The 19,394-nt window shown below is 56.7% G+C and carries 18 protein-coding genes and 1 pseudogene; 11 read left to right on the top strand and 8 right to left on the bottom strand.

Going from position 1 to position 19,394, the window contains the following annotated elements:
* Window positions 1-68: 68 nt before the first annotated feature.
* The 3 genes from KHO33_RS18260 to KHO33_RS18250 form a co-directional block, all read right to left on the bottom strand.
* Window positions 69-875 (bottom strand): transporter substrate-binding domain-containing protein, encoded by an 807-nt coding sequence (locus tag KHO33_RS18260; RefSeq protein ID WP_054033898.1) that lies wholly within the window; start codon window positions 873-875, stop codon window positions 69-71.
* 144 nt (window positions 876-1,019) lie between these two features.
* A complete protein-coding gene (gene hutH, locus KHO33_RS18255; protein WP_234475769.1) occupies window positions 1,020-2,750 on the bottom strand; it encodes a histidine ammonia-lyase in 1,731 nt (576 codons plus the stop codon).
* A gap of 117 nt (window positions 2,751-2,867) precedes the next feature.
* The gene (locus KHO33_RS18250; RefSeq protein ID WP_128575987.1) at window positions 2,868-3,359 is read right to left on the bottom strand and encodes a MarR family winged helix-turn-helix transcriptional regulator; all 492 of its coding nucleotides are present in this window, start codon (window positions 3,357-3,359) and stop codon (window positions 2,868-2,870) included.
* A gap of 235 nt (window positions 3,360-3,594) precedes the next feature.
* Between KHO33_RS18250 and KHO33_RS18245 the strand changes: the two genes are divergently transcribed.
* The 6 genes from KHO33_RS18245 to KHO33_RS18220 all read left to right on the top strand — a co-directional run bounded on the left by KHO33_RS18245 (window position 3,595) and on the right by KHO33_RS18220 (window position 8,410).
* A complete protein-coding gene (locus KHO33_RS18245) occupies window positions 3,595-4,749 on the top strand; it encodes a M20 aminoacylase family protein (protein ID WP_054033893.1) in 1,155 nt (384 codons plus the stop codon).
* Between the two features lie 37 nt (window positions 4,750-4,786).
* A complete protein-coding gene (locus KHO33_RS18240; RefSeq protein WP_054033892.1) occupies window positions 4,787-6,115 on the top strand; it encodes an MFS transporter in 1,329 nt (442 codons plus the stop codon).
* Between the two features lie 70 nt (window positions 6,116-6,185).
* On the top strand, window positions 6,186-6,488 hold the full coding sequence (locus tag KHO33_RS18235; protein ID WP_054033890.1) for a lysozyme inhibitor LprI family protein: 303 nt from the start codon (window positions 6,186-6,188) through the stop codon (window positions 6,486-6,488).
* A gap of 227 nt (window positions 6,489-6,715) precedes the next feature.
* Window positions 6,716-7,309, top strand: coding sequence for a TonB family protein (locus KHO33_RS18230; protein WP_200560944.1), 594 nt, complete (start codon window positions 6,716-6,718; stop codon window positions 7,307-7,309).
* A 182-nt stretch (window positions 7,310-7,491) separates the two neighbouring features.
* Window positions 7,492-7,920: a DUF4431 domain-containing protein gene (locus KHO33_RS18225; protein WP_200560942.1), complete on the top strand. Its 429-nt coding sequence runs from the start codon at window positions 7,492-7,494 to the stop codon at window positions 7,918-7,920.
* 187 nt (window positions 7,921-8,107) lie between these two features.
* A complete protein-coding gene (locus tag KHO33_RS18220; protein WP_054033883.1) occupies window positions 8,108-8,410 on the top strand; it encodes a VF_A0006 family four-cysteine protein in 303 nt (100 codons plus the stop codon).
* Window positions 8,411-8,773: 363 nt separating this feature from the next.
* Here KHO33_RS18220 and KHO33_RS18215 read toward each other — a convergent pair whose 3' ends face one another.
* On the bottom strand, window positions 8,774-9,349 hold the full coding sequence (locus KHO33_RS18215; protein ID WP_200560940.1) for a helix-turn-helix domain-containing protein: 576 nt from the start codon (window positions 9,347-9,349) through the stop codon (window positions 8,774-8,776).
* Window positions 9,350-10,150: 801 nt separating this feature from the next.
* Here KHO33_RS18215 and KHO33_RS18210 point away from each other — a divergent pair.
* A complete protein-coding gene (locus KHO33_RS18210; protein WP_234475803.1) occupies window positions 10,151-11,038 on the top strand; it encodes a LysR family transcriptional regulator in 888 nt (295 codons plus the stop codon).
* A 377-nt stretch (window positions 11,039-11,415) separates the two neighbouring features.
* Window positions 11,416-12,003 (top strand): 5' nucleotidase, NT5C type, encoded by a 588-nt coding sequence (locus KHO33_RS18205; RefSeq protein WP_200560938.1) that lies wholly within the window; start codon window positions 11,416-11,418, stop codon window positions 12,001-12,003.
* Between the two features lie 378 nt (window positions 12,004-12,381).
* On the opposite strand, the gene KHO33_RS18200 is transcribed toward KHO33_RS18205, so the two are convergent.
* The 4 genes and pseudogenes from KHO33_RS18200 to KHO33_RS18190 all read right to left on the bottom strand — a co-directional run bounded on the left by KHO33_RS18200 (window position 12,382) and on the right by KHO33_RS18190 (window position 15,519).
* Window positions 12,382-13,059 (bottom strand): methyltransferase family protein, encoded by a 678-nt coding sequence (locus KHO33_RS18200; protein ID WP_054033875.1) that lies wholly within the window; start codon window positions 13,057-13,059, stop codon window positions 12,382-12,384.
* A 409-nt stretch (window positions 13,060-13,468) separates the two neighbouring features.
* Window positions 13,469-13,640, bottom strand: a pseudogene (locus KHO33_RS43110) (phage portal protein); the annotation flags it as partial.
* A gap of 141 nt (window positions 13,641-13,781) precedes the next feature.
* Window positions 13,782-14,078 carry a TM2 domain-containing protein gene (locus KHO33_RS18195; RefSeq protein WP_054033873.1) on the bottom strand — a complete coding sequence of 99 codons (297 nt, stop codon included), beginning with the start codon at window positions 14,076-14,078 and terminating at the stop codon, window positions 13,782-13,784.
* 1,033 nt (window positions 14,079-15,111) lie between these two features.
* Window positions 15,112-15,519, bottom strand: coding sequence for a lysozyme inhibitor LprI family protein (locus tag KHO33_RS18190; protein WP_200560936.1), 408 nt, complete (start codon window positions 15,517-15,519; stop codon window positions 15,112-15,114).
* 1,035 nt (window positions 15,520-16,554) lie between these two features.
* On the opposite strand from KHO33_RS18190, the gene KHO33_RS18185 reads away from it, so the two are divergent.
* From KHO33_RS18185 to KHO33_RS18175, 3 genes are all read left to right on the top strand, one after another.
* Complete coding sequence (locus tag KHO33_RS18185) at window positions 16,555-17,556, top strand: alpha/beta hydrolase family protein (protein ID WP_054033867.1); 1,002 nt, start codon at window positions 16,555-16,557, stop codon at window positions 17,554-17,556.
* Between the two features lie 241 nt (window positions 17,557-17,797).
* Window positions 17,798-19,009 (top strand): MFS transporter, encoded by a 1,212-nt coding sequence (locus tag KHO33_RS18180; RefSeq protein ID WP_054033865.1) that lies wholly within the window; start codon window positions 17,798-17,800, stop codon window positions 19,007-19,009.
* A gap of 43 nt (window positions 19,010-19,052) precedes the next feature.
* Entirely contained in the window at window positions 19,053-19,328 is a 276-nt protein-coding gene (locus KHO33_RS18175; protein ID WP_054033863.1) for a DUF2164 domain-containing protein, read from the top strand.
* The last annotated feature ends 66 nt before the right edge of the window (window positions 19,329-19,394 follow it).

The following is a 19,394-nucleotide window of genomic DNA, read 5'->3' as shown; positions in this document are numbered from 1 at the left end:
CGTGAAGCCAGTCTAGCAAAGACTGATCTCCGCCTCGACGCGCAATGGCGTCATGCAATGCCGCACGCTTACGGCTTCACGTCGGTCTTGAACCACTTTTCCGACAAGCGCGTCACGGTACCGTCTGCGAGTGCTGCCGTGATAGCCGCGTCAAATTTTGCTTTCAGATCCGCATCCTGTTTGCGAAACCCAAGACCTTCTCCCGGCCCCCAAACTGAGCCACCGATGGTTGGTCCGGCGACGCGGATTCGGGCGGTGTCTTTGTTGTCGGCGATTCCAGCGTAGTAGGTGACGTCGTCGAAGGCTATGTCGACGCGTCCGTTGACCAGGTCGAGGTCACGTTCGGCCGAGGTCTTGTAGAGGCGTACGGACGTGATGTCCTTGAAGTTGTCGTTGATGAACTTGGTGTACACCGTGCCGGATTGAATCCCGATCGATTTCCCTTTCAGTTGATCGCGCAGCGGGGCGATCAAGGGGCTGTCGGTTTTGGGGTCGCCGGTCAACTTGAGCGAAGAGGTTTTTCCTGTCGTGTTCGCCAATCCATGCCCATCTAGCGTCGCGAATGCGGCTGGCGTTGCTGCGTAGGGTTTGGAGAAGGCAATGACCTGTTGACGTTCGGGCGTGATTGCAAGGGCATCCATCACAGCATCGAATTTGCCGGCCTGCAGGCCGGTAATGAGGCCGTCAAAGTCCTGGGCAACTGGCTCGCATTGCAGGTTGACCCGTTTGCACAGATTGTCGAGTAATTCCGGTTCGAATCCCGAGATTTTTCCGCTCGGCAAGGTCAGATTCCATGGAGCGTAACTGCCTTCCAGGGCGACCTTTACGGTCTTCCATTCCTTTGCTTGCGCGCCGTTTCCTGCCAGTGCCAGCATGCCGAGAAAAGTGACGAGAGAAGTCTTCAGGACTCTTGTGGAAATCGCATTCACATTACACCTCTATAGTGTCGAATCAAGGTTGTACTTCGATTGGAAATACTCGGATCGCCACAGTTCGCGACATTGCCGGCGCTACCGGCTTCAGTTGTGCAAGGTGCCGGCGATGTTTTCCACGATGCTCAGCAAGTCGCCCTGTTCGACGAGCCGGTGGACGCCCATCATGTCCGGATAGAAGAACCGATCGCCTTCTGCAGTCGGGGCAACCTGTCGAATTCGCGCATACACCGCCGCGGTTGCGGGTGAGGCGTCGGCGGGATCGAAGAAGTCCAGTGCCTGGGCGGCGGTGAGCAGCTCGATTGCCAGCACGTGCTGCAACTTCTGCGAAGTTGTGTAGGCTTTGCGTGCCGCGTGATAGGCGAAGCTCACGGGGTCTTCCTGGTTGCCGCTCGTCGGCACGCTATCGACGCTTGCGGGTTGAGCAAGGGTGCGCATCTCGCCCAGCAACCCGGCCGCCGTGTATTGAATGATCATGTAACCGCTGTTCAGCCCCGGATCCTTCGCGAGGAATGCCGGGAGTTCGCTGAGGTACGGGTTGACGAGGCGGTCCGTCCTGCGTTCTGAGATCTTCGCGAGCGTGGTCATGGCGATGCAGAGGAGATCGCACCCGATGCCGACGAACGTACCGTCGAAGTTGGCACCGGATATCGCGATGCCGTCCTCGCCTTCGGGATGGATGATGGGGTTGTCTCCGGACGATCCCACTTCATCGAGAATCGAGTCGTAGGCGTTCTTGATCGCCCGCTTGGACGCTCCATGCACCTGAGCAATGCCGCGAAGGCTGTAAGCGTCCTGCAGTCTGTAATCGACAAAGCGCTCGCATAGCGCACTGCCGGCCAGCAGTCGCCGGAGGTTATCGGCAGTGTTCTTCTGATCGACGTGTTTCTTGACGGAGTGATACCGCGCATCCAGCGAGCGCGTGGTGGCCTTGAGCGGCTGCAAGGACATCGATGCGGCAATGTCGGCAACCTTCGAAAGCTCGAGCGCGTTGTAAAGCGCCAGCATGCCGATCGCGGTCACCGAGGTGGTGCCGTTGGTGAGCGAAAGCCCTTCCTTGCAGCGCAGTGAGTGCGGCTTCAGCCCCGCGCGCTCCAATGCCTCGGCGCCGCGCATGCGTTCGCCCTGGTAGAACGCTTCTCCCTCGCCGATCAGCACGAGCGCCATATGTGCCTCGGGCGCGAGATAACCGACCGAGCCATCGCCCGGCGCGAACGGCGTGATGTCGTTGTTCAGTAGCCCGGCGATTTGCTGCAGCAATTCGAGGCTGACGCCGGAATAACCTTTGCCGAGGCTGATCAGCATCATCAGCAGCGTGGCTCGAACTACTTCACGAGGCAGCGGTTCGCCGACGGAGACGGCATGGGAGCGCACGATATTTCGCTGAAGCTGCTCGGCGTCGTCCGGGCTGATGACGCGTGTCGAATTTGCGCCAAAGCCAGACGTCACGCCATAGACAAGCCGGTTCTGGCTCAGAAAAAGATCGACCAGGCGGCGCGAATTCAACACGCGCTCGCGATAAGCGGAGGAAAACTTTATCTGTGCGCCATGTCGGGCTACGGCAATGAATTGCTCGATTGAAATATCGGATTCTCCGAGCTGAACTTCGGATACCTTGCTGGGTCGAGATTCGATGTGCGCCAAACTCATTCGGAATTTCCTCTGTCGGATGCATGAAATGAAGTGGGTGGCAAAATCAGCTTCAAAGCGTGATGTTTGCCGGAGATCATTGCTGGACAGAGTAGCGGCGGGGGTGTTGGCGCACAAACGATTTGATTTGAGTTCCGGGTTTAGTTTTACTAAAGTCGGATTATTCAAGTCACGTCTAACTTGAATTAATAAATGATTAATTATGTTTTTAATCCGAGAAAATAATTTTTCTCGGATTTTGGGAGGCAGAAAATCTCGTTTTTGATCTACGAGAGATCCGTGGACTTACCCCTTCGCTGAGCTGCGAAATACCTCCACGAGCTTGTCCACAATACGGTTAAGTTCCTCACGCTCGCCTGAAGAGAGCATTGACAGCATTTCCGTTTCCATTGACTGGCCCAATTCGTCGCTGGCCGCGCGCGCCCGCTTGCCGGCCGCCGTGGGCCAGAGTTCGAAGTGACGCGCGTCGTCCGGGTGGATGGTTCGCCGCACCAGCTTTCGCTCGATCAGTTCCGTCACAAGCTTGGACAACAGCGTCTTCTCGATGAGCGTCTGCTCCTTCAAGGTGGTCGCGGTTACGCCAGGCGCGTCGCAGATTATCCGCAGCACCCGCAGCGAACGCACATCCAGGCCCAATGCTGGCCGGTAGACCGCGTTGGCCCGACTGATCATTTCGCTCTTGATCAGATCCAGCTTGAATGTGAGGAAATAGGCGAACTCGCTCTCCGTAGAGGCGGCTTTGGCCTTTCGTGAGGCCGATGGCGTACCTGCGCTCATTTCTCTACGTCCTGTCTGAAGAATTTGCTTACCCGGAAGTCGGATTGTCCAGAACGGCCTTGTCGTACCGGCTATCCGGCCACTCCGGATGATAGCCCAGCCGATCGTTCATGTTGGATTGTCAGGGAAAAGCATTAGTTGCAATTTGCAACTAATGAATTATTCTTCGTTCGGAAGCGCTCGCCTTGCCAGAGCAAAGGCGGGCTACAGACTCACCAACGCAAGAGGTGGCGGTATGCAGAACGACGCTGAATTGAACGCGCTCGGGGAACAGATGCGATCGTGGCGCAGAGACATTCATCAACACCCTGAGCTTGGCTTTCAGGAGCATCGCACCGCTGGGCTTGTCGCGAAGTTGCTGACCGATTGGGCTATCGACGTGCACACCGGCATTGGGGGCACAGGCGTGGTCGGCACGATTCGAGGCACAGGCGGGCCCGGACCTTCTCTCGGGCTGCGCGCCGATATGGACGCGCTGCCGATGACGGAAAAAGGTTCGGTGGAGCACCGTTCGACGCACGATAATATTTTTCACGGCTGCGGCCACGATGGCCATACCGCCATCCTGCTGGGCGTAGCGAAGCACCTGGCGTCCCATCGTACGTTTTGCGGCACCGTTCACCTGATCTTTCAGCCAGCCGAAGAAACACTACGTGGCGGATCGGAAATGATCCGTGACGGGTTATTCGAACGGTTTCCCTGCGACGAGATCTACGCCCTGCACAACAACAACGCGTTGCCGGCCGGCAAGATCGGTGTTCGCGCCGGTGCGATCCTTTCGGCATGCGACCTGTTCCGGATCAGTATCAAAGGCATCGGCAGTCACGCAGCGATGCCGCACAAATCCATCGATCCTCTCATCGTGGGGACCACCGTCGTACAGTCGATCCAGAGCATCGTCAGCCGTAATATCGATCCGCTGGATACTGCTGTCGTCAGCGTATGCAAGTTCATCGCCGGTACTGCGATCAACGTGATTGCCGATACGGCGGTCCTGGAAGGAACCGTACGCACCCTTTCGGTCGCCGCGCAGGAGTTGACGCTGGCTCGTCTGCGGGATATCTGCGAAGGTGCGGCAAAAATGTATGGGTGCGAGGTGAGATTCGAACACCTGCAAAGCTCGCCGCCAACCGTCAATACAGTCGACGAGACCGAATTCGTGCGTCGCGCCGCGGTGCGAGTGCTGGGTGCGGAAAACGTAATCGTCGATGTAGCGCCGTTAATGGCATCGGAAGACTTCGCCTTCATGCTGCAGCAACGCCCGGGTTCGTACTTCTTCCTGGGCCATGGCGGACTCACCTGCCATCACCCCGAGTTCGACTTTGACGACGACACTTTGCCGACTGGTGCCGCTGTCTTCATCGAGATCGTGCGACAGCGGCTCGGCTAAATCCGGAATCGAACGTATTGACCAAAGGAGAACTGGGATGAACGGAAAACCCATGCCCACACGGGCCATGGTTCGAAGGGTGGTGATTGCCTCGGTGCTGGGCAACGCCTTCGAATGGTTTGACTTTGCTATCTACGGCCTGTTTGCCGTCATCATCGCCAACCTGTACTTTCCTGCTGGCAACGAGTTCGCCTCCCTGATGCTGACGCTGGCCACCTTCGGAGTGGGTTTTGCTGTGCGGCCCCTGGGCGGCGTGCTGCTCGGACTCTATGGCGACCGTGTGGGCCGCAAGAAAGCACTCTCGCTGACGATTGTCCTGATGTCGGTGGGTACGGGCATGATTGGTCTGTTGCCCACTCACGCCGCGATCGGCATCGCAGCGCCAATCCTGATGGTGCTTGCCAGGCTGATCCAGGGGTTCTCGGTGGGCGGGGAATTCAGCGGCGCGACCACGATGCTGGTGGAATTCGCACCAGCCAATCGCCGCGGCTTCTATGGCAGCTTTCAGATGTGCTCTCAGGCGCTGGCTTTTTCACTAGGCGCGCTGGTGGCCTACCTGTTGACAGCGAATCTGGCACCGCACGATCTCGAAGCCTGGGGCTGGCGTCTGCCGTTTCTGCTCGGCATTCTGATCGGCCCGGTTGGCTGGCTGATCCGCTCGCGTGTCGATGAGTCGCCTGAGTTCCTTGCGTATGCCGATGAGGTCAAGCGCGGCAAGATACAACCGGTGAAAACGCCACTGAAAACTATCTTTCGCGACTATCCGGGAGCGGTATTGAGCACCCTCGGTATGTCGGTAGTCGGCACTGTTTCGGCCTACGTATTCGTGTTCTTCCTGCCGATCTTTGCAAAGAAGCAACTGGGCCTGTCCGCCGCAGACGTCAACCTGAGCACCTTTCTCAGCACCGCTGTCATCCTGCTCCTTTGCCCGCTGGCAGGCTATCTGTCAGACCGCTATGGCCGCAAGGTCGTGCTCCTGCCCGCCATCATCGCCTACGGTCTGGCGGCCTATCCGCTGTTCCACCAGTTGGTTAGTGCGCCGTCGTTCGGGTCTTTGCTGGCGGTCCAGGTCGGTGTGTCGTGCTTCATGAGCTTTTTCTGGGGACCAACACCGGTTGTGCTCACCGAAGTCTTTCCCGTGAGCGTTCGCTCAACTGGAGCCGCAGTCACGTACAACCTCGCAGTTCTGATTTTTGGCGGTTTGGCGCCATTCGTGAATACGTGGCTGGTACATGTGACGGGTAATAATCTGGCGCCGATCTATTACGTGGAATTTAGCGTCCTGATTGGCATTGCGGGTGTGCTGCTGCTCCCGGCAACGTCGCACGTTAGATCCGTCGAGCTGAAACTTGATCGAAGTGCGTAGTTTTTCCGCTGCCGGTGGTGGACGGTAATGAGACGCAGAGGGGGCGGTTTCTCCGAGCGGGGTGCAAGGTATGCTTGCGAACTGCGACGCGAACCAGATGAGCCTGAACTTCTGTGCGTGGCGCGATAGAGTGGTTGCCGAGCAGAAGCTGCAGGACGTCGTCGACGATAAGTCCGCAAAATTCCCGAACTGCAAAGTGCGCCTGGAAAAGAAAATCGCCGCGTGGAAGAAGCGACGCGATGCGAGTTGCAAGAAGTCCGCCGAGGCAAAGAACGGAGGTGGTTCTATCGTTCCGATGGAAATTACCGCCTGCCAGGCCGCGGAAACCGATCGTATGACGAAGGTTATTGCGTCGATTCGTCGATGCAATTGATTGGCAAGTCGGTGCATGCCGGCAACGTTGGTGACAAGGGAAAGAACTTGGGCGACGCCGCAGCCTTTCTGTCTCAGATCAGGTGCTCAGATTTCGGCTGATTCTGAAGCGAAGTTAGGTCGGAGTCGGTCGAGCTGAGATGGTTGCCATTCGTGTCAGTGCGGCCAGGAGCTGACATTCGAACGACAACTCCAGAGCGTTGACAATGCGGCGTTTGAATTGCTGTAATGCGTCTCGGTGCTCTGGTCAGCCTTTCCTTCGGAGTCGTTGTGCGAGAAACAACACTTGCTCTTGCTCTGATTCCGCTCGTGCTGTCCTTACTGACCGCGTGCACGGCCGACGTCCCAAGAAATAGCAACGAACCTCTGATGCCGTCGGCTGACAACGTAGCGAAACGTTGCCTGGCTCAGGCAGCAGGTAGCGGCGCGCCACTTCTGACAGTAGGCGAAATGAACGCGTTGCAATGGCGTCACTACGTCAGTTGCGCGTTGAGCAGCAACATGTTCGTGGATGCAAATGGCGGTCTTGGCAATCCGGAAGCGATCGTATCTCTCCGGCTTAATATTGACGGTTCGGTAGGCTCTGTCATGTTGCTACACACGAGCGGCAACGAGGCGTGGGACGCCGCCGTACGACGTGCGATTGCCGTCGCTTCGCCGTTACCGCCAGCGCCGCCCAATCAAAACGTGTCGAGCATCGAACTCCATTTCCGGCCACGGCATCGCGCGCTCGGAATTGGCGGCAGCACAGGAATCACGGGAGAAAGCCATTGGTCAGTCAAGCATTGCATAACCGTGGGAAGTGCCCGCACGTGCGAATAGAGCTTCCGCGCCCATGGCGTGGAGGTTCAGGGCGGCCTACGGAATGCTCGGCTTGACAATCAGGGGGCGTCGGCCAGACATAGCCAGAACGATCACAATTCGCATGTTCTCGGTGAGAGTGACGTTTGAGCGCTTGTTAGCATTGAAGGCAGACGTCGAATAATCGACCTTATCTGGTGCTTATGAAACCCACCCGTTTAGCCGTTACTCTCGCTTTGTTCTGCATGATAGTTGCCGGCAAGGCAGCCGAACCCTCACCCTCGATCACGCTCGAAGGAACCCTGGAGGTCGGGGAGTTTTATGGACCGCCCGATTACGGTGAAAACCCAAGCGGCGACGACATCGAGCATTCGCTGTTTCTGCAATTGCCCGCCACGCCAACGACGCAGCTTTCCGATTCCAAGGCACTAACCACGTTTGGCCCCGACGCTGGGCGGACGTATTTTGTTCAGGTCATTGTTCAAGATTCAGAGCGGTCCGCGGCCGAAAAGGCAATCGGTCACAGGGTGCAAGTCATAGGCGTTCCGTTTGCACCTTTGGCCGGTCACCATCGAACGCCCTTGTTAATAGACGTAAAATCGCTCAGACCAATCGGCGAGTGGAGTTGGTAGATCTTTCCGTTGTCCTGGCATACCCATTTGGCGAGCGGGCGTTCCTAGACGCGCGCGACGTGTCCTTTGTGCGTCGTAGGATACCGATTGCATGAAGCAGTGACCGGCCAGATTGAGACGTTCGACGTCGGAGCCAGAATCGTCGACAATCGATGCCGCCAATTCTCTTTTAGTCTAGCCCGGACTCATGTACAAAATCACCTATCTGCTTCTCTCGATCACGCTTAGCTCACCGCTCTCGGCTCTGGCGTTCGGAACCAACAATTCAGACTACGATCAATGCATCCTGCTCTCACTAAGAAATAGTGAAAGCCGCATGGCGGCAGGTGCGATCAAAGATTCGTGCGATGCGCTTTACAGAAACGGTGCGCTGCTCTTACCTCGCGAAAAATCGTATCACGTGTGTGTCCTGCAGAATGTGCAGGGCGTGAGAGACGCGTTTGCGGTTAATGAGATTCTGCACGCATGTCGACGCCAGAATCAGATGTGAATGTCCGCTGATGGGTGCCTCCACTGTCCCTTGCGGGTCGACTGCCGCCGATCGCCGACAGTCAAAGTCGGCGGGCTAAATATGCGCATTGCATGAGGCTGGACCCGACCAATTACGGACGTTCAACGCTGGCCCCTAGATTGTCGACAATTGTCGCTCCGCAACCTTGCTGAAAAACACGCAAGTTGCCTATTGGACGCGGACCACGAATGCACCTTGGTCATTAGGTGCGCTGAGTGCAGCCTGGCGAACGGCGATTATTCTTCGATCGGGTTGCGCAGCGTTGCGATTCAAAGTCGCGGAATCGTTGGCTCCCAGGCGATCGCACTAAATTGGTGGCTTGCGATTACTCTGTTTCAACATTTAAAGTAGATTCGGCGTCCCGACCCAGATCGCAAGCGCCTCAGTGGATTGATTATTCAACCATCTCTGGGGCAGCGTCGATTGGTAATGCGCACTGTCCCCTGTTTTGAGCACAAATGTCTTGTCCTCAAGAGTCAACGAAATTTCACCCGAAGTGACGTAAAGAAACTCTTCTTCTGCGCTGGTTGGCATATCGGTAGGTCCGCTCTGATAGGGCGGGAATCTCACAAGGACGGCCTCAAGCCGCCTGCCTCCGGGCTTATGCGTAAGTCGGGCGAACGAGTTTGCGGTATCCGCGAACTCGAAGAAACTCACTTCCTCGCCACGACACACAAATTTCTGTTCGCTTGGAGCGTCAACAAAGTATTGCACGGCAACACCAAGCGCGTCGGCAATGCCTTTCAACGAGGCAATCGAAGGCATGGCCAAGCCGCGCTCTATCTGTGACAGGAAAGGTTTCGAAATCCCTGCAGCCCTTGCCGTACAGTCAAGAGTGAGCTTTAGCCGCTGTCTCAGCGCGCGGATCTTGCCGCCGAATTGCGCGGATGGCATATTTTTTTTCATTTCGGTGAACATAGAAAATGAAGTGGACTTCGAGGCGCATGGAATCAATGTATTCACATAATCGGATGTGAGGCTGCGGAGTGTGGCGAGTCCACTCGTGAAGCAGGGCTTTGTCCACAGCCATTAGCCGAATCCTCCCTGGGCTCCGGTGATGCTTGCAGGCGCGACACCTTTGAAGCCAGTAGCACATTCTTTTCGGGCGTAGAGGCTGAGGTTCTCGGCGCGACGGCAATAGATCGCGACCACCCCTGCTTTTCAGCGAGGCACGTCAGGAAGAACCAGGCCGCAACACCGGTGACGAAACACAGCACGGCCACCCTCCGCAAACCGTCCCCGGCAGCCAGCCCCGACCAACGCAGCTCGCAAGGTCGGGGCGAAGATGCAGGGCGCGGCGCGATGCGCAGTGTCTCGGAATAAGCGTCTACCACGCGCAGCAGCCCGGGTTGTAGTGTGGAGGCGCCGGTTTCGCTTGCGTTCTCGTAGACCGCCCAAATGTCATCGATGCTCGCTACGCAGCCGATAGTCCCTAGCGGCCGCCAGCCAAGCGAGATTGCGAAGAACATGTCGATTAACGTCCCTCGATATGTTCCTTCCGTCGCGCCAAAGCTTTCAAGCGGCGGCTCCAGATGTTTCGTCGCGATCCTTCCGTTTCCCGACGCACGCGTAGCTTGCTCGCCTGGCCAGTTGCCTTGTTGACGCATCGTTCCTCCTCGCACGGGGCAAGGCCGAAGAATATGTCCACACCGGGCAGTCAACTAGATGGATAATCACGGATGAATCATTAAGTGAAACAGGATAATGCGAAAGAATGGATTGACTGATCTCGAAGCCATATTGACGGTCGCCCGTTATCGTAGCTTTCGGTCATCTGCGGCCGAACTTGAGATTTCGACATCTGCGTTAAGCCAGATGATCGCCGCGTCGGAGTCGCGCATCGGAGTGCAACTGTTCCATCGCACTACCCGAAGCGTGTCGCTCACAGATGCTGGACGGGAGTTCGTGGAAACTATCGCACCTGCGGTCGCAGTGATTCGTGACGCGACCGAGCGCGCGGGAGCGCAAAAGGATTCGCCTTCCGGGCGGATCCGCGTGAGTACAAGCACGGGCTTCGCGCGACAGACCATGCCGATGTTTCTGTCGTTTATGGAGCGTTATCCCGACATCGAACTAGAGCTAAAGGCTGAGGACCGTATCGTTGACATTGTCTCGGAGGGTTTTGATCTAGGCATCCGTTTCCCGATGGACGTTCCCAAGGACATGATCGCGGTCCCGTTCGGGCGTCCTCAGCGTAGTGCCGTGGTGGCAACGCCCGAATATTTTCTGCGACACCCCGTCCCGAAAACACCTCATGAGCTGCATCATCACGAATGTGTTCGGTTCCGGCTAACTGACGGAACGATCAATACATGGGACTTCGAGTTCCGGAGCAAAAAAATCCGGATAGAACCGAAGGGTCACTTAACAGTCAATTCGGGAAATCTGACACGCGATGCCGTCCTTAGCGGAGTTGGCATTGCCTTCGTCAACGAGTGGCATGTCATGGAGGACATCGCCACGCAAAGACTGCAACGTGTGCTTGAAAAATGGGTACCCGTCCACGACAGACCTAGCCTGTACTTTGCCAACCGTCGACATAAATCGAGCAGTTTGCGGGCGCTCATCGCGTTCGCGAGAAGCTGGACTCTAGATTCGAACACATGACTCAACGTGCCTGTATTTAACATTTCAAGTTCAGACGGTCCGGTTATCGTCTATGCTCGGCTCGCATGGTGAGCGCCAACGCAAAGGGCCGTCCGATCCTCATCAATTTGCTGCCAGTTTGGCGCAGCGCTATCGGCTCGAATGTCCGCTAGCGAGAAACCTGACTGTTGCCTCCGGCTCGCGTGTTTTAAGATGCTCATGCCGCTTGCATGAGGCAGCGCCCGGCCAGGAAGAGCCATTGGACACCCCGGTCCGGATTAACCCGTACGCTATCGTGGCACCTATCTTGGTGTGGGGTGTCAAATTCTAGTTTCAATGGAATTCAGTCGCGCCAGCGTTGGCGCCCAATGCTTCTACACGAAAGAGGTGTATTTAACGTGAGTAATCTCCTCAAGCCCCGTTTGGCAATCGACATGGACGAAGTGTTGGCCGACGCGCACCGAGCACTCGTCGTGTTCCAGCGGGATACATATGGGTATGAGCTTCTTGATGAGGAACTCGATGGCAGGAAGATTCAATCGCTCATTAGCGCTGAGCATGCCAAGAAAATGGAGGAATTGCTGCATCGGGGGGGCGTCTTTCGTGATTTTGAAGTAATTGCCGGAAGTCAAGCGGCGGTACTTCGACTGATGGATCGCTTCGACGTTTTCGTTACGACGGCCGCGATGGAGTACCCAGCTTCGTGCGCAGCAAAGTTAGCCTGGCTGTATCAGCATTTTCCGTTTATTCCGAGATTGAACATCGTATTGTGCGGTGACAAGAGCATCCTGGCAGCCGATTTACTCGTCGACGACAACCAACATCATTTCGAGCGCTTTGGTGGTCAGGGCGTCCTCTTTTCTGCTCCGCACAACCGTAGATCTACTTGGCCTGTTCGTGTAGAAGGATGGGACGATGCGGTTGAGTATCTGGAGGCTTGGCATGCGGTTTGGGAGAAAACCCAGCACGGGAGAATCCAGTCTTAACTGCACTGAAGCAGGTCTCGCGCCGAACTGCTCCGGGACACGTGTGCTCTTGCTTGCTGTAACAAGGCCAATGTAGGTGCTTGGCGCTCGTGTACAGGGCACCACGAGAGCGGGCGAATGGTCCGGATGACTGCAAGCTGAAGCCTCAAGGGGCTTCTTGCGCCCGCGGATGTTTGATTAGCGCAAGCGAGACGCATCTAACTTTATCGACCGACCGGCAACCTCGCCCTCAGAGCCAAAACTGAGTTTCCACACAGGCTCGGCCAGTTTCCGTCGTTCGACCTATCGATTTGCTTGGCCACAAAGCGGACATTGCCAATAGACCTCGTGGTCTACACTCCCGGGGAACACTGATTCCTTGTAATGGGTGGCCCATTCCTACCAGACATGCGGGATGAGACGATAGCGCACACGGCTTGCGTAGTCGTTGTAGCCGTAAAGGTCGCGGCGCAAGATCTTTTCTTCATCAAGAAGCCGCCAGAAAAGCACCGGCAGGATTAGCGGGACGAGACAGATCGTGAGCCAGGAGCCGAGTGCAAGCGGCATGCCGATGAAAAGCCAGAGCGCGCCAGCGTACATCGGATGACGAACATACGCGTAGGGGCCCGTGTCGATCACTTTGTGATCATCCGCAACGCTAACGTTGGCGGCTGCATAACTGTTGACCTTCAGTACCCAGAAAATAAAGAGGAACGACAATACGATCACCATTTCGCCTACAAAGGACAGGTAAGCAGGTACAGGTGAAAGTCCGACGCGATAGTCGAGTGGAGGTAAGGTGAGGAAGACAAAAAAGGCTAGGATGATGAGCGACACGATGATCTTCTGCGACCATTCTTTCTCATGCTGTGGTCCGGCATTCATGCGGCGCTCGAGAAGCGGCCTGTCGTAGAGGGCGAGATAGACGGTGAAGCCAATGGTCGAGACGGAAAAGATTGCGATAAAGAGCCATCCTTGCCAGTAGCGCCACGTTCCCGCAGGCAGGAAAATGAAGGCGACGAATACGGCCATTCCCGCTACTCCTTGGGCGATGGCTTTCTTGTAGAGCGGATCCATGAGATGAATCGTATCCCCTCCGCTTCACCCCTGCAATGCGCAGCCGCACGATCCGAACTCGGAGCGAACCTCGTTCGGTTCGGGCAACCACGCGGGTTGCGCGGACAAATCTTTTCCCGCATGACTTCTTGAACGGCGCCCGAGGCGGCCTTGATCTCTTTTGCCTCGCGGAAGATGGCCCGGCGCGAGTCCCTGAACGGCCGCTTCCTTGATTACCGACGACTGCTCTGGAGGGCGATGGCCGACAGTTCAGGGTCGATCAGAGCCGTTCGAAAGCACCTATCGAGGAGCATTCGGCAAACGCAATCGGTAGTCTCGACGCACCCGCATCGAACGCACCCCCCTGCGCCTAAGCGACCCGCGGCATCCTGATCGAATACGGGTTGAACCGTACAATCTCCTCGCCGATCTAGTCATTGCGGTGCGCGAATCGACGTTGGTTCGATTTCATTTCGCCCGAATACCGCGGCAGCCGTGTTGGTCGCACCAAACCCGCCCGTATTGCTTGGCACTATCCCCATGAGCTGCGGCGGGATGCGATGCGCCGCGAGCAAGTTGTCGCGCGTAAGCGATGCCATGTCATCCTACTGCTTCGAGCCGGAGAACTTTGAATTCTTCGCTCGAGCTAGCGTGGGACCTTCTGCCCCCAGCGCCCTAGCTGTCCATCTTTAGTATCCAAGCCAAAGCACCATGGCTTACCTGATTACTTATTCCACACCGCTTCACTCTGAAAGCCGTTGCGCCAACATCGTGTTATGTTCTCGCACGCCTCCGGAGATGCAGAACACGTCGATAAAGAGCCACCCGTATAGCGCCAGCAACAGGAACACGCCGATGTAGGCGAACGCCGTCGTCCAACCGAAGATGAACAGCAGCAATTGAAGGACAGCAGTGCCGGTGAAGCCGAGATAAAACCGGTGCGCGCCAAGGCTACCGAGAAAGAGCCAAAGCAGAAAGGCCACCACGCCACTCTTTTTCTGAGCTTCGTACATCATCATGCTGCGTGTCGAGTCGTTCATTTCCAGGATTTCCGAAAGGTTTTGAGGAGGCGAGGAGGCAATGACCACGGAGTGCGACGCGGGCAGTGTTCTACAGCCGGCCAGACGAGGACCAACTGCGTTGAGCTGTCAACGATCGAAGCGCAATCGCCAGGGGGCAGTAGTCCCAGCACCACCCATGTCGATTTCATAGATTTCCCCGTTTTTTTGTGCTTGCCTTGGATAGGCCGTCCCTTCGCTGTCAAGGAGGAGCGATTTGTTACGCTGCTATTGGTTGGCCTTTGATTCCGTCTTCGCTGAGTTGCCGTGCTGAGCACACATGCACTAAACATGCCATCACCTTCAAGCCGCTGTCGCCATTGGCCGACAGGCTGGATAGGTTTTGGGGAGTGCAGATGCCGTGCCGAAGTGATTCAGGTTTGAACGGCGATCCTTGATAACGAAACGATTTCCTCGTTCGTCTCGCCCGCGCAGTCTTTCCTTGTTGTCCCGTCCTTGCAGAACGTAACAGCGCTGTGGTGCCGCTTATGTGGAGTCCCCGCTGCGCGTCGAAGGATTTGTGGGGTGTCGTCGGACGAGTACTTGCGCCAATTCAGCCAATACAGGCTTTCTTATCGGTCCGGTTTGTCGCAAAACTGAATACTATCTCCCCACGGCCGGAAGCTGTGGTGCGCCCATGCGCGAAGTCAGGACGCGCCGGTCTGCTGGCCCAGTTGATGTAGTACGCCGTCAACTCCATATGATCTGCCATATCGAGTGGGAGCTTCGCCTCGCCTTGTCGGTTCGGTCGCCCACGCCTTAGGCGCGAATTACCTGCTCGCGCAATCCTGCAAACAGGCGGCGAAAAAGATGCCGCCGCACGTTACATGCAGCGGCATTCACAAGCCTCAAGTAACGGGAATCACCGTCCCTTACTACATCGATAACGGCAGCGGCGGCGAAAGCCTGAACCCGCCTGAACCCTGCAAAGACAATCTGTTTGCGAAGAAGTCGTTTGCTTCTCGGTAAATGTCAGCTTCGGGCCATCAATCGGGCCGAGCCCAATCCGCGTGCATCAAGGAGCGTAGTAGTTCAATTCATCGATCCGCGCACGGATCGCGTCCACATTGAGTGCCTCGATGTCGGCGCTCGCCATCGCCCCCCGGTCGGCTCGCCATGGACCGTTATCGGCTTGACGCTGCGCGTCGCGATAGGCCAGCCATTGACGTTGAGCGTTGCGGATCAGCATACGCGATTGAGGATCGGCGTTGCGCATGATCCGTTGATACACGTCGTTCATGCGTCTGTCATACGCAAGGTAGGCCTTGTGTGAACAGTCGGTCATGCCCGCCGTCGTCTGCCCCGCCGGCGTGCCGAGACATGCCTCGACCTGGGCCTCGATCGGATCGACCTTCTTTTGCGCCGATGCGATGGGCGCAGCAAGGACCATCAGGATCAAAAAACTAGCCGTTCGTGTCATCATCCGCCCTCATCCGTTGATAGCTGCAAATGCGCAACTACGCATGTTGCCAGTGGTCGGGCATAAGGTGCCGTTCGAATTTCGTAGGATCTTCCGGATGGTGGGCTCCCCAATGTGCATATCCGGCGGCACGTTTTGCGGCGCGCCGTGGTCGAGGGGCGATGCCGATCTCGAACCAGACCGGCGTACCTGCGGTCTCTCAGGCGCTCGTTGCCTAACGAAGCGCCTGCAGAAAGAGCTGGGAGACCCGGATCGCATTGCGGCGTGGCGCTTCCTCTAGACGTATCAGTCGAGTGCGAGTGCGAGGTCGAGGTCGAGCTCGAAATCGACGACGGAGTGCGCAGCCTCGTGTGAAACCCGAGCGGCCGCTCTACCGTGGCAGAGAGATGCGACGCTTGGGGCAGCGACCGGCCACAACCGGCCGGTCGACTGCGGGCCGTGAATCGGTGACAATCTGCGTCCGAATGTTCAAGGCAATGTAAGCGAAATGTCGACTTTCAGTGACCCGTCAAACGTGGCCGTGATAGCAAGCCGGAGAGTCGTGTTTGCTGGCGATTGGATCTCATACGTCTCGCATGATGCCGAGGACGGAGCATGGCAATTTCACGGATCCGGATCGGAACCCACTCAAGAAAGCGATGCAGTCGTAGTGAGTTTGCAAAACATACTGGAGCTCGACAGCACGATTCTTGAATTGGCTGACCTTTCCATCGGATGGCATGCCTCGCGAACTGCAAAGGCCGCGCCGTGGCGCAGGGCGAAAATAGAGAAATAGTCCACTCACGACGCTTTCTTGGACAGCGAAATCGCGTTCGACCGACCTAACGTACAGTCGTCATCGGATCGCATTCGCCCAGCCATTGGCGTTTGCCCCGTTCCGGCCACAAGCGGCTGATCATGCATTGGGCGCTCGATGTCTCTTTTTGAGCGACAGGCAGACTTCCAACACCGGTCCATAGACAGCGCCAGTCAGAGCTCGTGGTACCCAGTCCCTATTTGATATGCTGCAGGATCGAAATAGTTTGTCTCGGGGGGATAATGCGTCGAGTAATTGCCGTGGTAATACTCGCGTTGTTTGCAGTCTCCGCGTTTGCTGAATCGCCACAATTTAATGCTGGCGTGGCACGCCTTACGGTGCCGGACGAAACGTCTCCGATCGATACCGTGGTGTTCTATCCAACAAACGCGCCCGAAGTCGCGTGGCAGGCAGGTCCATTTATTGTCAATGCGAGTCGAAATGCGGCGCCGGTTGCCGATCAGCGATTTCCAGTTGTATTGCTGTCGCATGGACGCCGCGGGGGGCCGCTGAGCCATAGAGATCTGGCCGTTGCGCTCGCTCGAGCAGGTTTCATCGTAGTCGCGCCCACTCACGTTGGCGACGCTTCGGGCTTTCCCTTGGCCAAAACACAAGCGCAGGTCCTGATCGATCGGCCGCGGCAAGCAGAAGAGGCACTTGATGCCGTGCTTTCGTCGCCAGGGTTCTCGCCCACCGTGGACGCCTCCCGGATTGGTATGATCGGCTACTCCGCTGGCGGCTATACTGCCTTGATTCTCGCAGGTGCAAAGCCCGACTTTGCCCATGCAAGTGCCGTTTGCGCGCATCGCGATGACCCTGGTTCATGTCCGCGCGGGAACGCTCCAGGTTCGGCAAGCGATGCTACTTCTGTGTCACCGGAACTTGTCGCTTGGCGTCCACCCGTGGACAGTCGGCTCAAGGCGCTCGTGCTGATGGATCCGCTTGCGGTTATGTTCGACTCGTCGAGTTTCTCCTCGATCCATGTCCCGGCGCTACTCTACCGTCCTCAAAGCGATGCGTATCTCAACGCAACCCAGAATGTGCTCGCAGTGGCATCGGGATTGCCGGTGACTCCGAAACTGAACGTGGTCCCCGGAAGTCATTTTGTATTTATTGATCCATGTCCGGCGCAGATTGCGGCCACCGAAACGCTGATTTGCCAAGACGGGGCAGGAGTCGATCGAACGTCGATTCATCGTCAAATCGAGACCCAGGTAATTGCTTTCTTGCGGGCGAACCTATGAACTTCGGTCGCGCAATATCAAGCCGCAATAACGGCGCCCGTTCGTGACTGGCCGCTTTGGCGCGAGAAGCGGTCATCCTTCGCTAAGAACTGGTTGACGCTTATGGGTTGTTTGCAGCCGATCGCCGACAGCCAGGAGCCATTCGACACAACTTTCTGGAGCGTCGACAATGCGTGTCGAGCGTGCTCAAACCCGGTAGGCCAAAAGCCGGGCCACAGCCCCTTTAATGACGGACAAGTCGATGCGCATATCCTTATCTGACAGAAAGGTCGCGATCCCACTTTTTGTGTTGTCTGTAACGCAGATAATCGGCTGGGGAACCGTGGGTTTGCCATCGATCGTCGGAAGGCAGATGGCCGACGATCTGAAGATGGACATCTCTTACATCTTCGCCGCCAACTCGGTGCTGTATGTTGTCATGGGGCTCTGGGCTCCGCTTCTGGCCAAAGTTTTTGCCCGGTTCGGAGCGAAGCGCGTCATGATCGCCGGCACGATTTTGTCTGCTCTCGGTTTCCTCTTGCTGGCGGTGTGTCGCGGGCCCCTGTTGTATTTCTCCGGATGGGTGACGCTTGGAACAGCGGGCAGCGCGACGCTCTCGACGGCCGCCTATATCATGCTCAACGAACTCACCGGGCCGAATGCGAAACGTGCGATCGGCGGCCTTATGTTGATCACGGGGCTGGCGAGCAGTATTTTCTGGCCGATAGCGTCACTTCTGGCGAAGACGGTTGGATGGCAGGCGACCTGCATTGTTTACGCCGGAATGCTGATGTTCATATCCCTCCCGCTTTACGTATTTGGGCTACCGGCAACGACGGCGCCCATCAATCAAAATCTGCACTGCGTTGCCGACAAAACAGCCGGTGCTCCTGCACGGAAAGGCACGTTTTATCTGATTGCGGCAGCGATCACGTTAAACGCATTCGTAACCTTTGGGTACAGCGCGATATTCTTCGAACTACTCAAAGCTGTGGGATTGCCGGCAATGCAAGCCGTAGCCTTTGGTTCTGCACTCGGAGTAATTCAGGTGGGGGCGAGGGCGGTGGATTTTCTGGGTGGCGCCAGGTGGGACGGGATTTCGACAGGCATCTTTGCGGGAATTGTTCTTCCGTTGTCGATGGCATTGCTCATGCTGAACCGCGGTTCGCATACTGCTGTCGCGATTTTTGTCGTTCTTTATGGTCTGGGCAGCGGAGCACTCGCGGTTGCACGCGCAACGATCCCGCTGGTGTTTTATGACAAGGTGGATTACGTGTCGGCCGCGTCGCGCATCGCGCTCCCTCTCAACGTGATTTCTGCCGCCGCACCACCGCTTTTCATTGCACTACTCACCCGGTTGGGAAGCACCGTCTTGCTAGAAGTGACGATCCTGTGTTCCGGAACTGCATTGATTCTGCTGTTGGTTCTTACGCGCCGAAGACCGGCACTGGATAGCGCCGCACCGGTTGCGTAACCTTGGAAGCCCTTTTACAGAAATTTTGCCGGACATAGCCTCCATGACAATTGAATTGACTAAGGAAGTTCGAGCCGATGCGATTGCATCCATTCAGCGATACTTCGAGAAGAATATGGAGGAGCCTATCGGCAATATCGCTGCGGGCGCGCTCCTCGGCTTCTTCCTGGAAGAAATTGGCCCCAGTATCTACAACAAGGCCGTGGCTGACGCGCAAGAGCAGCTCCTGCAGCGCGTCTCGGAGCTGGATTTCGAGGTGCACGAAGAGGAGTTTCAATACTGGAAAAAGTATGAGGGGAGCGCGAAACCGCGCAAGTAAGCGTGACGGGATCGAACGAGCATTTGCAAAAGCCAGTTGAATGATTTGCGACGCCTGCGCAAACCA

Source organism: Paraburkholderia nemoris (genome assembly GCF_905221015.1).
Lineage (GTDB): Bacteria > Pseudomonadota > Gammaproteobacteria > Burkholderiales > Burkholderiaceae > Paraburkholderia > Paraburkholderia nemoris.
Note: the sequence above shows the minus strand (reverse complement) of the source record. Positions and strands in the feature narration are given on the sequence as shown.

Coding starts and splice junctions, on each gene's coding strand:
- KHO33_RS18260 (WP_054033898.1), bottom strand. CDS start 875: ATGCTGGCACTGGCAGGAAACGGCGCGCAAGCAAAGGAATGGAAGACC.
- KHO33_RS18250 (WP_128575987.1), bottom strand. CDS start 3,359: ATGAGCGCAGGTACGCCATCGGCCTCACGAAAGGCCAAAGCCGCCTCT.
- KHO33_RS18245 (WP_054033893.1), top strand. CDS start 3,595: ATGCAGAACGACGCTGAATTGAACGCGCTCGGGGAACAGATGCGATCG.
- KHO33_RS18240 (WP_054033892.1), top strand. CDS start 4,787: ATGAACGGAAAACCCATGCCCACACGGGCCATGGTTCGAAGGGTGGTG.
- KHO33_RS18235 (WP_054033890.1), top strand. CDS start 6,186: ATGCTTGCGAACTGCGACGCGAACCAGATGAGCCTGAACTTCTGTGCG.
- KHO33_RS18230 (WP_200560944.1), top strand. CDS start 6,716: ATGCGTCTCGGTGCTCTGGTCAGCCTTTCCTTCGGAGTCGTTGTGCGA.
- KHO33_RS18225 (WP_200560942.1), top strand. CDS start 7,492: ATGAAACCCACCCGTTTAGCCGTTACTCTCGCTTTGTTCTGCATGATA.
- KHO33_RS18220 (WP_054033883.1), top strand. CDS start 8,108: ATGTACAAAATCACCTATCTGCTTCTCTCGATCACGCTTAGCTCACCG.
- KHO33_RS18215 (WP_200560940.1), bottom strand. CDS start 9,349: ATGTTCACCGAAATGAAAAAAAATATGCCATCCGCGCAATTCGGCGGC.
- KHO33_RS18200 (WP_054033875.1), bottom strand. CDS start 13,059: ATGGATCCGCTCTACAAGAAAGCCATCGCCCAAGGAGTAGCGGGAATG.
- KHO33_RS18195 (WP_054033873.1), bottom strand. CDS start 14,078: ATGAACGACTCGACACGCAGCATGATGATGTACGAAGCTCAGAAAAAG.
- KHO33_RS18190 (WP_200560936.1), bottom strand. CDS start 15,519: ATGATGACACGAACGGCTAGTTTTTTGATCCTGATGGTCCTTGCTGCG.
- KHO33_RS18185 (WP_054033867.1), top strand. CDS start 16,555: ATGCGTCGAGTAATTGCCGTGGTAATACTCGCGTTGTTTGCAGTCTCC.
- KHO33_RS18180 (WP_054033865.1), top strand. CDS start 17,798: ATGCGCATATCCTTATCTGACAGAAAGGTCGCGATCCCACTTTTTGTG.
- KHO33_RS18175 (WP_054033863.1), top strand. CDS start 19,053: ATGACAATTGAATTGACTAAGGAAGTTCGAGCCGATGCGATTGCATCC.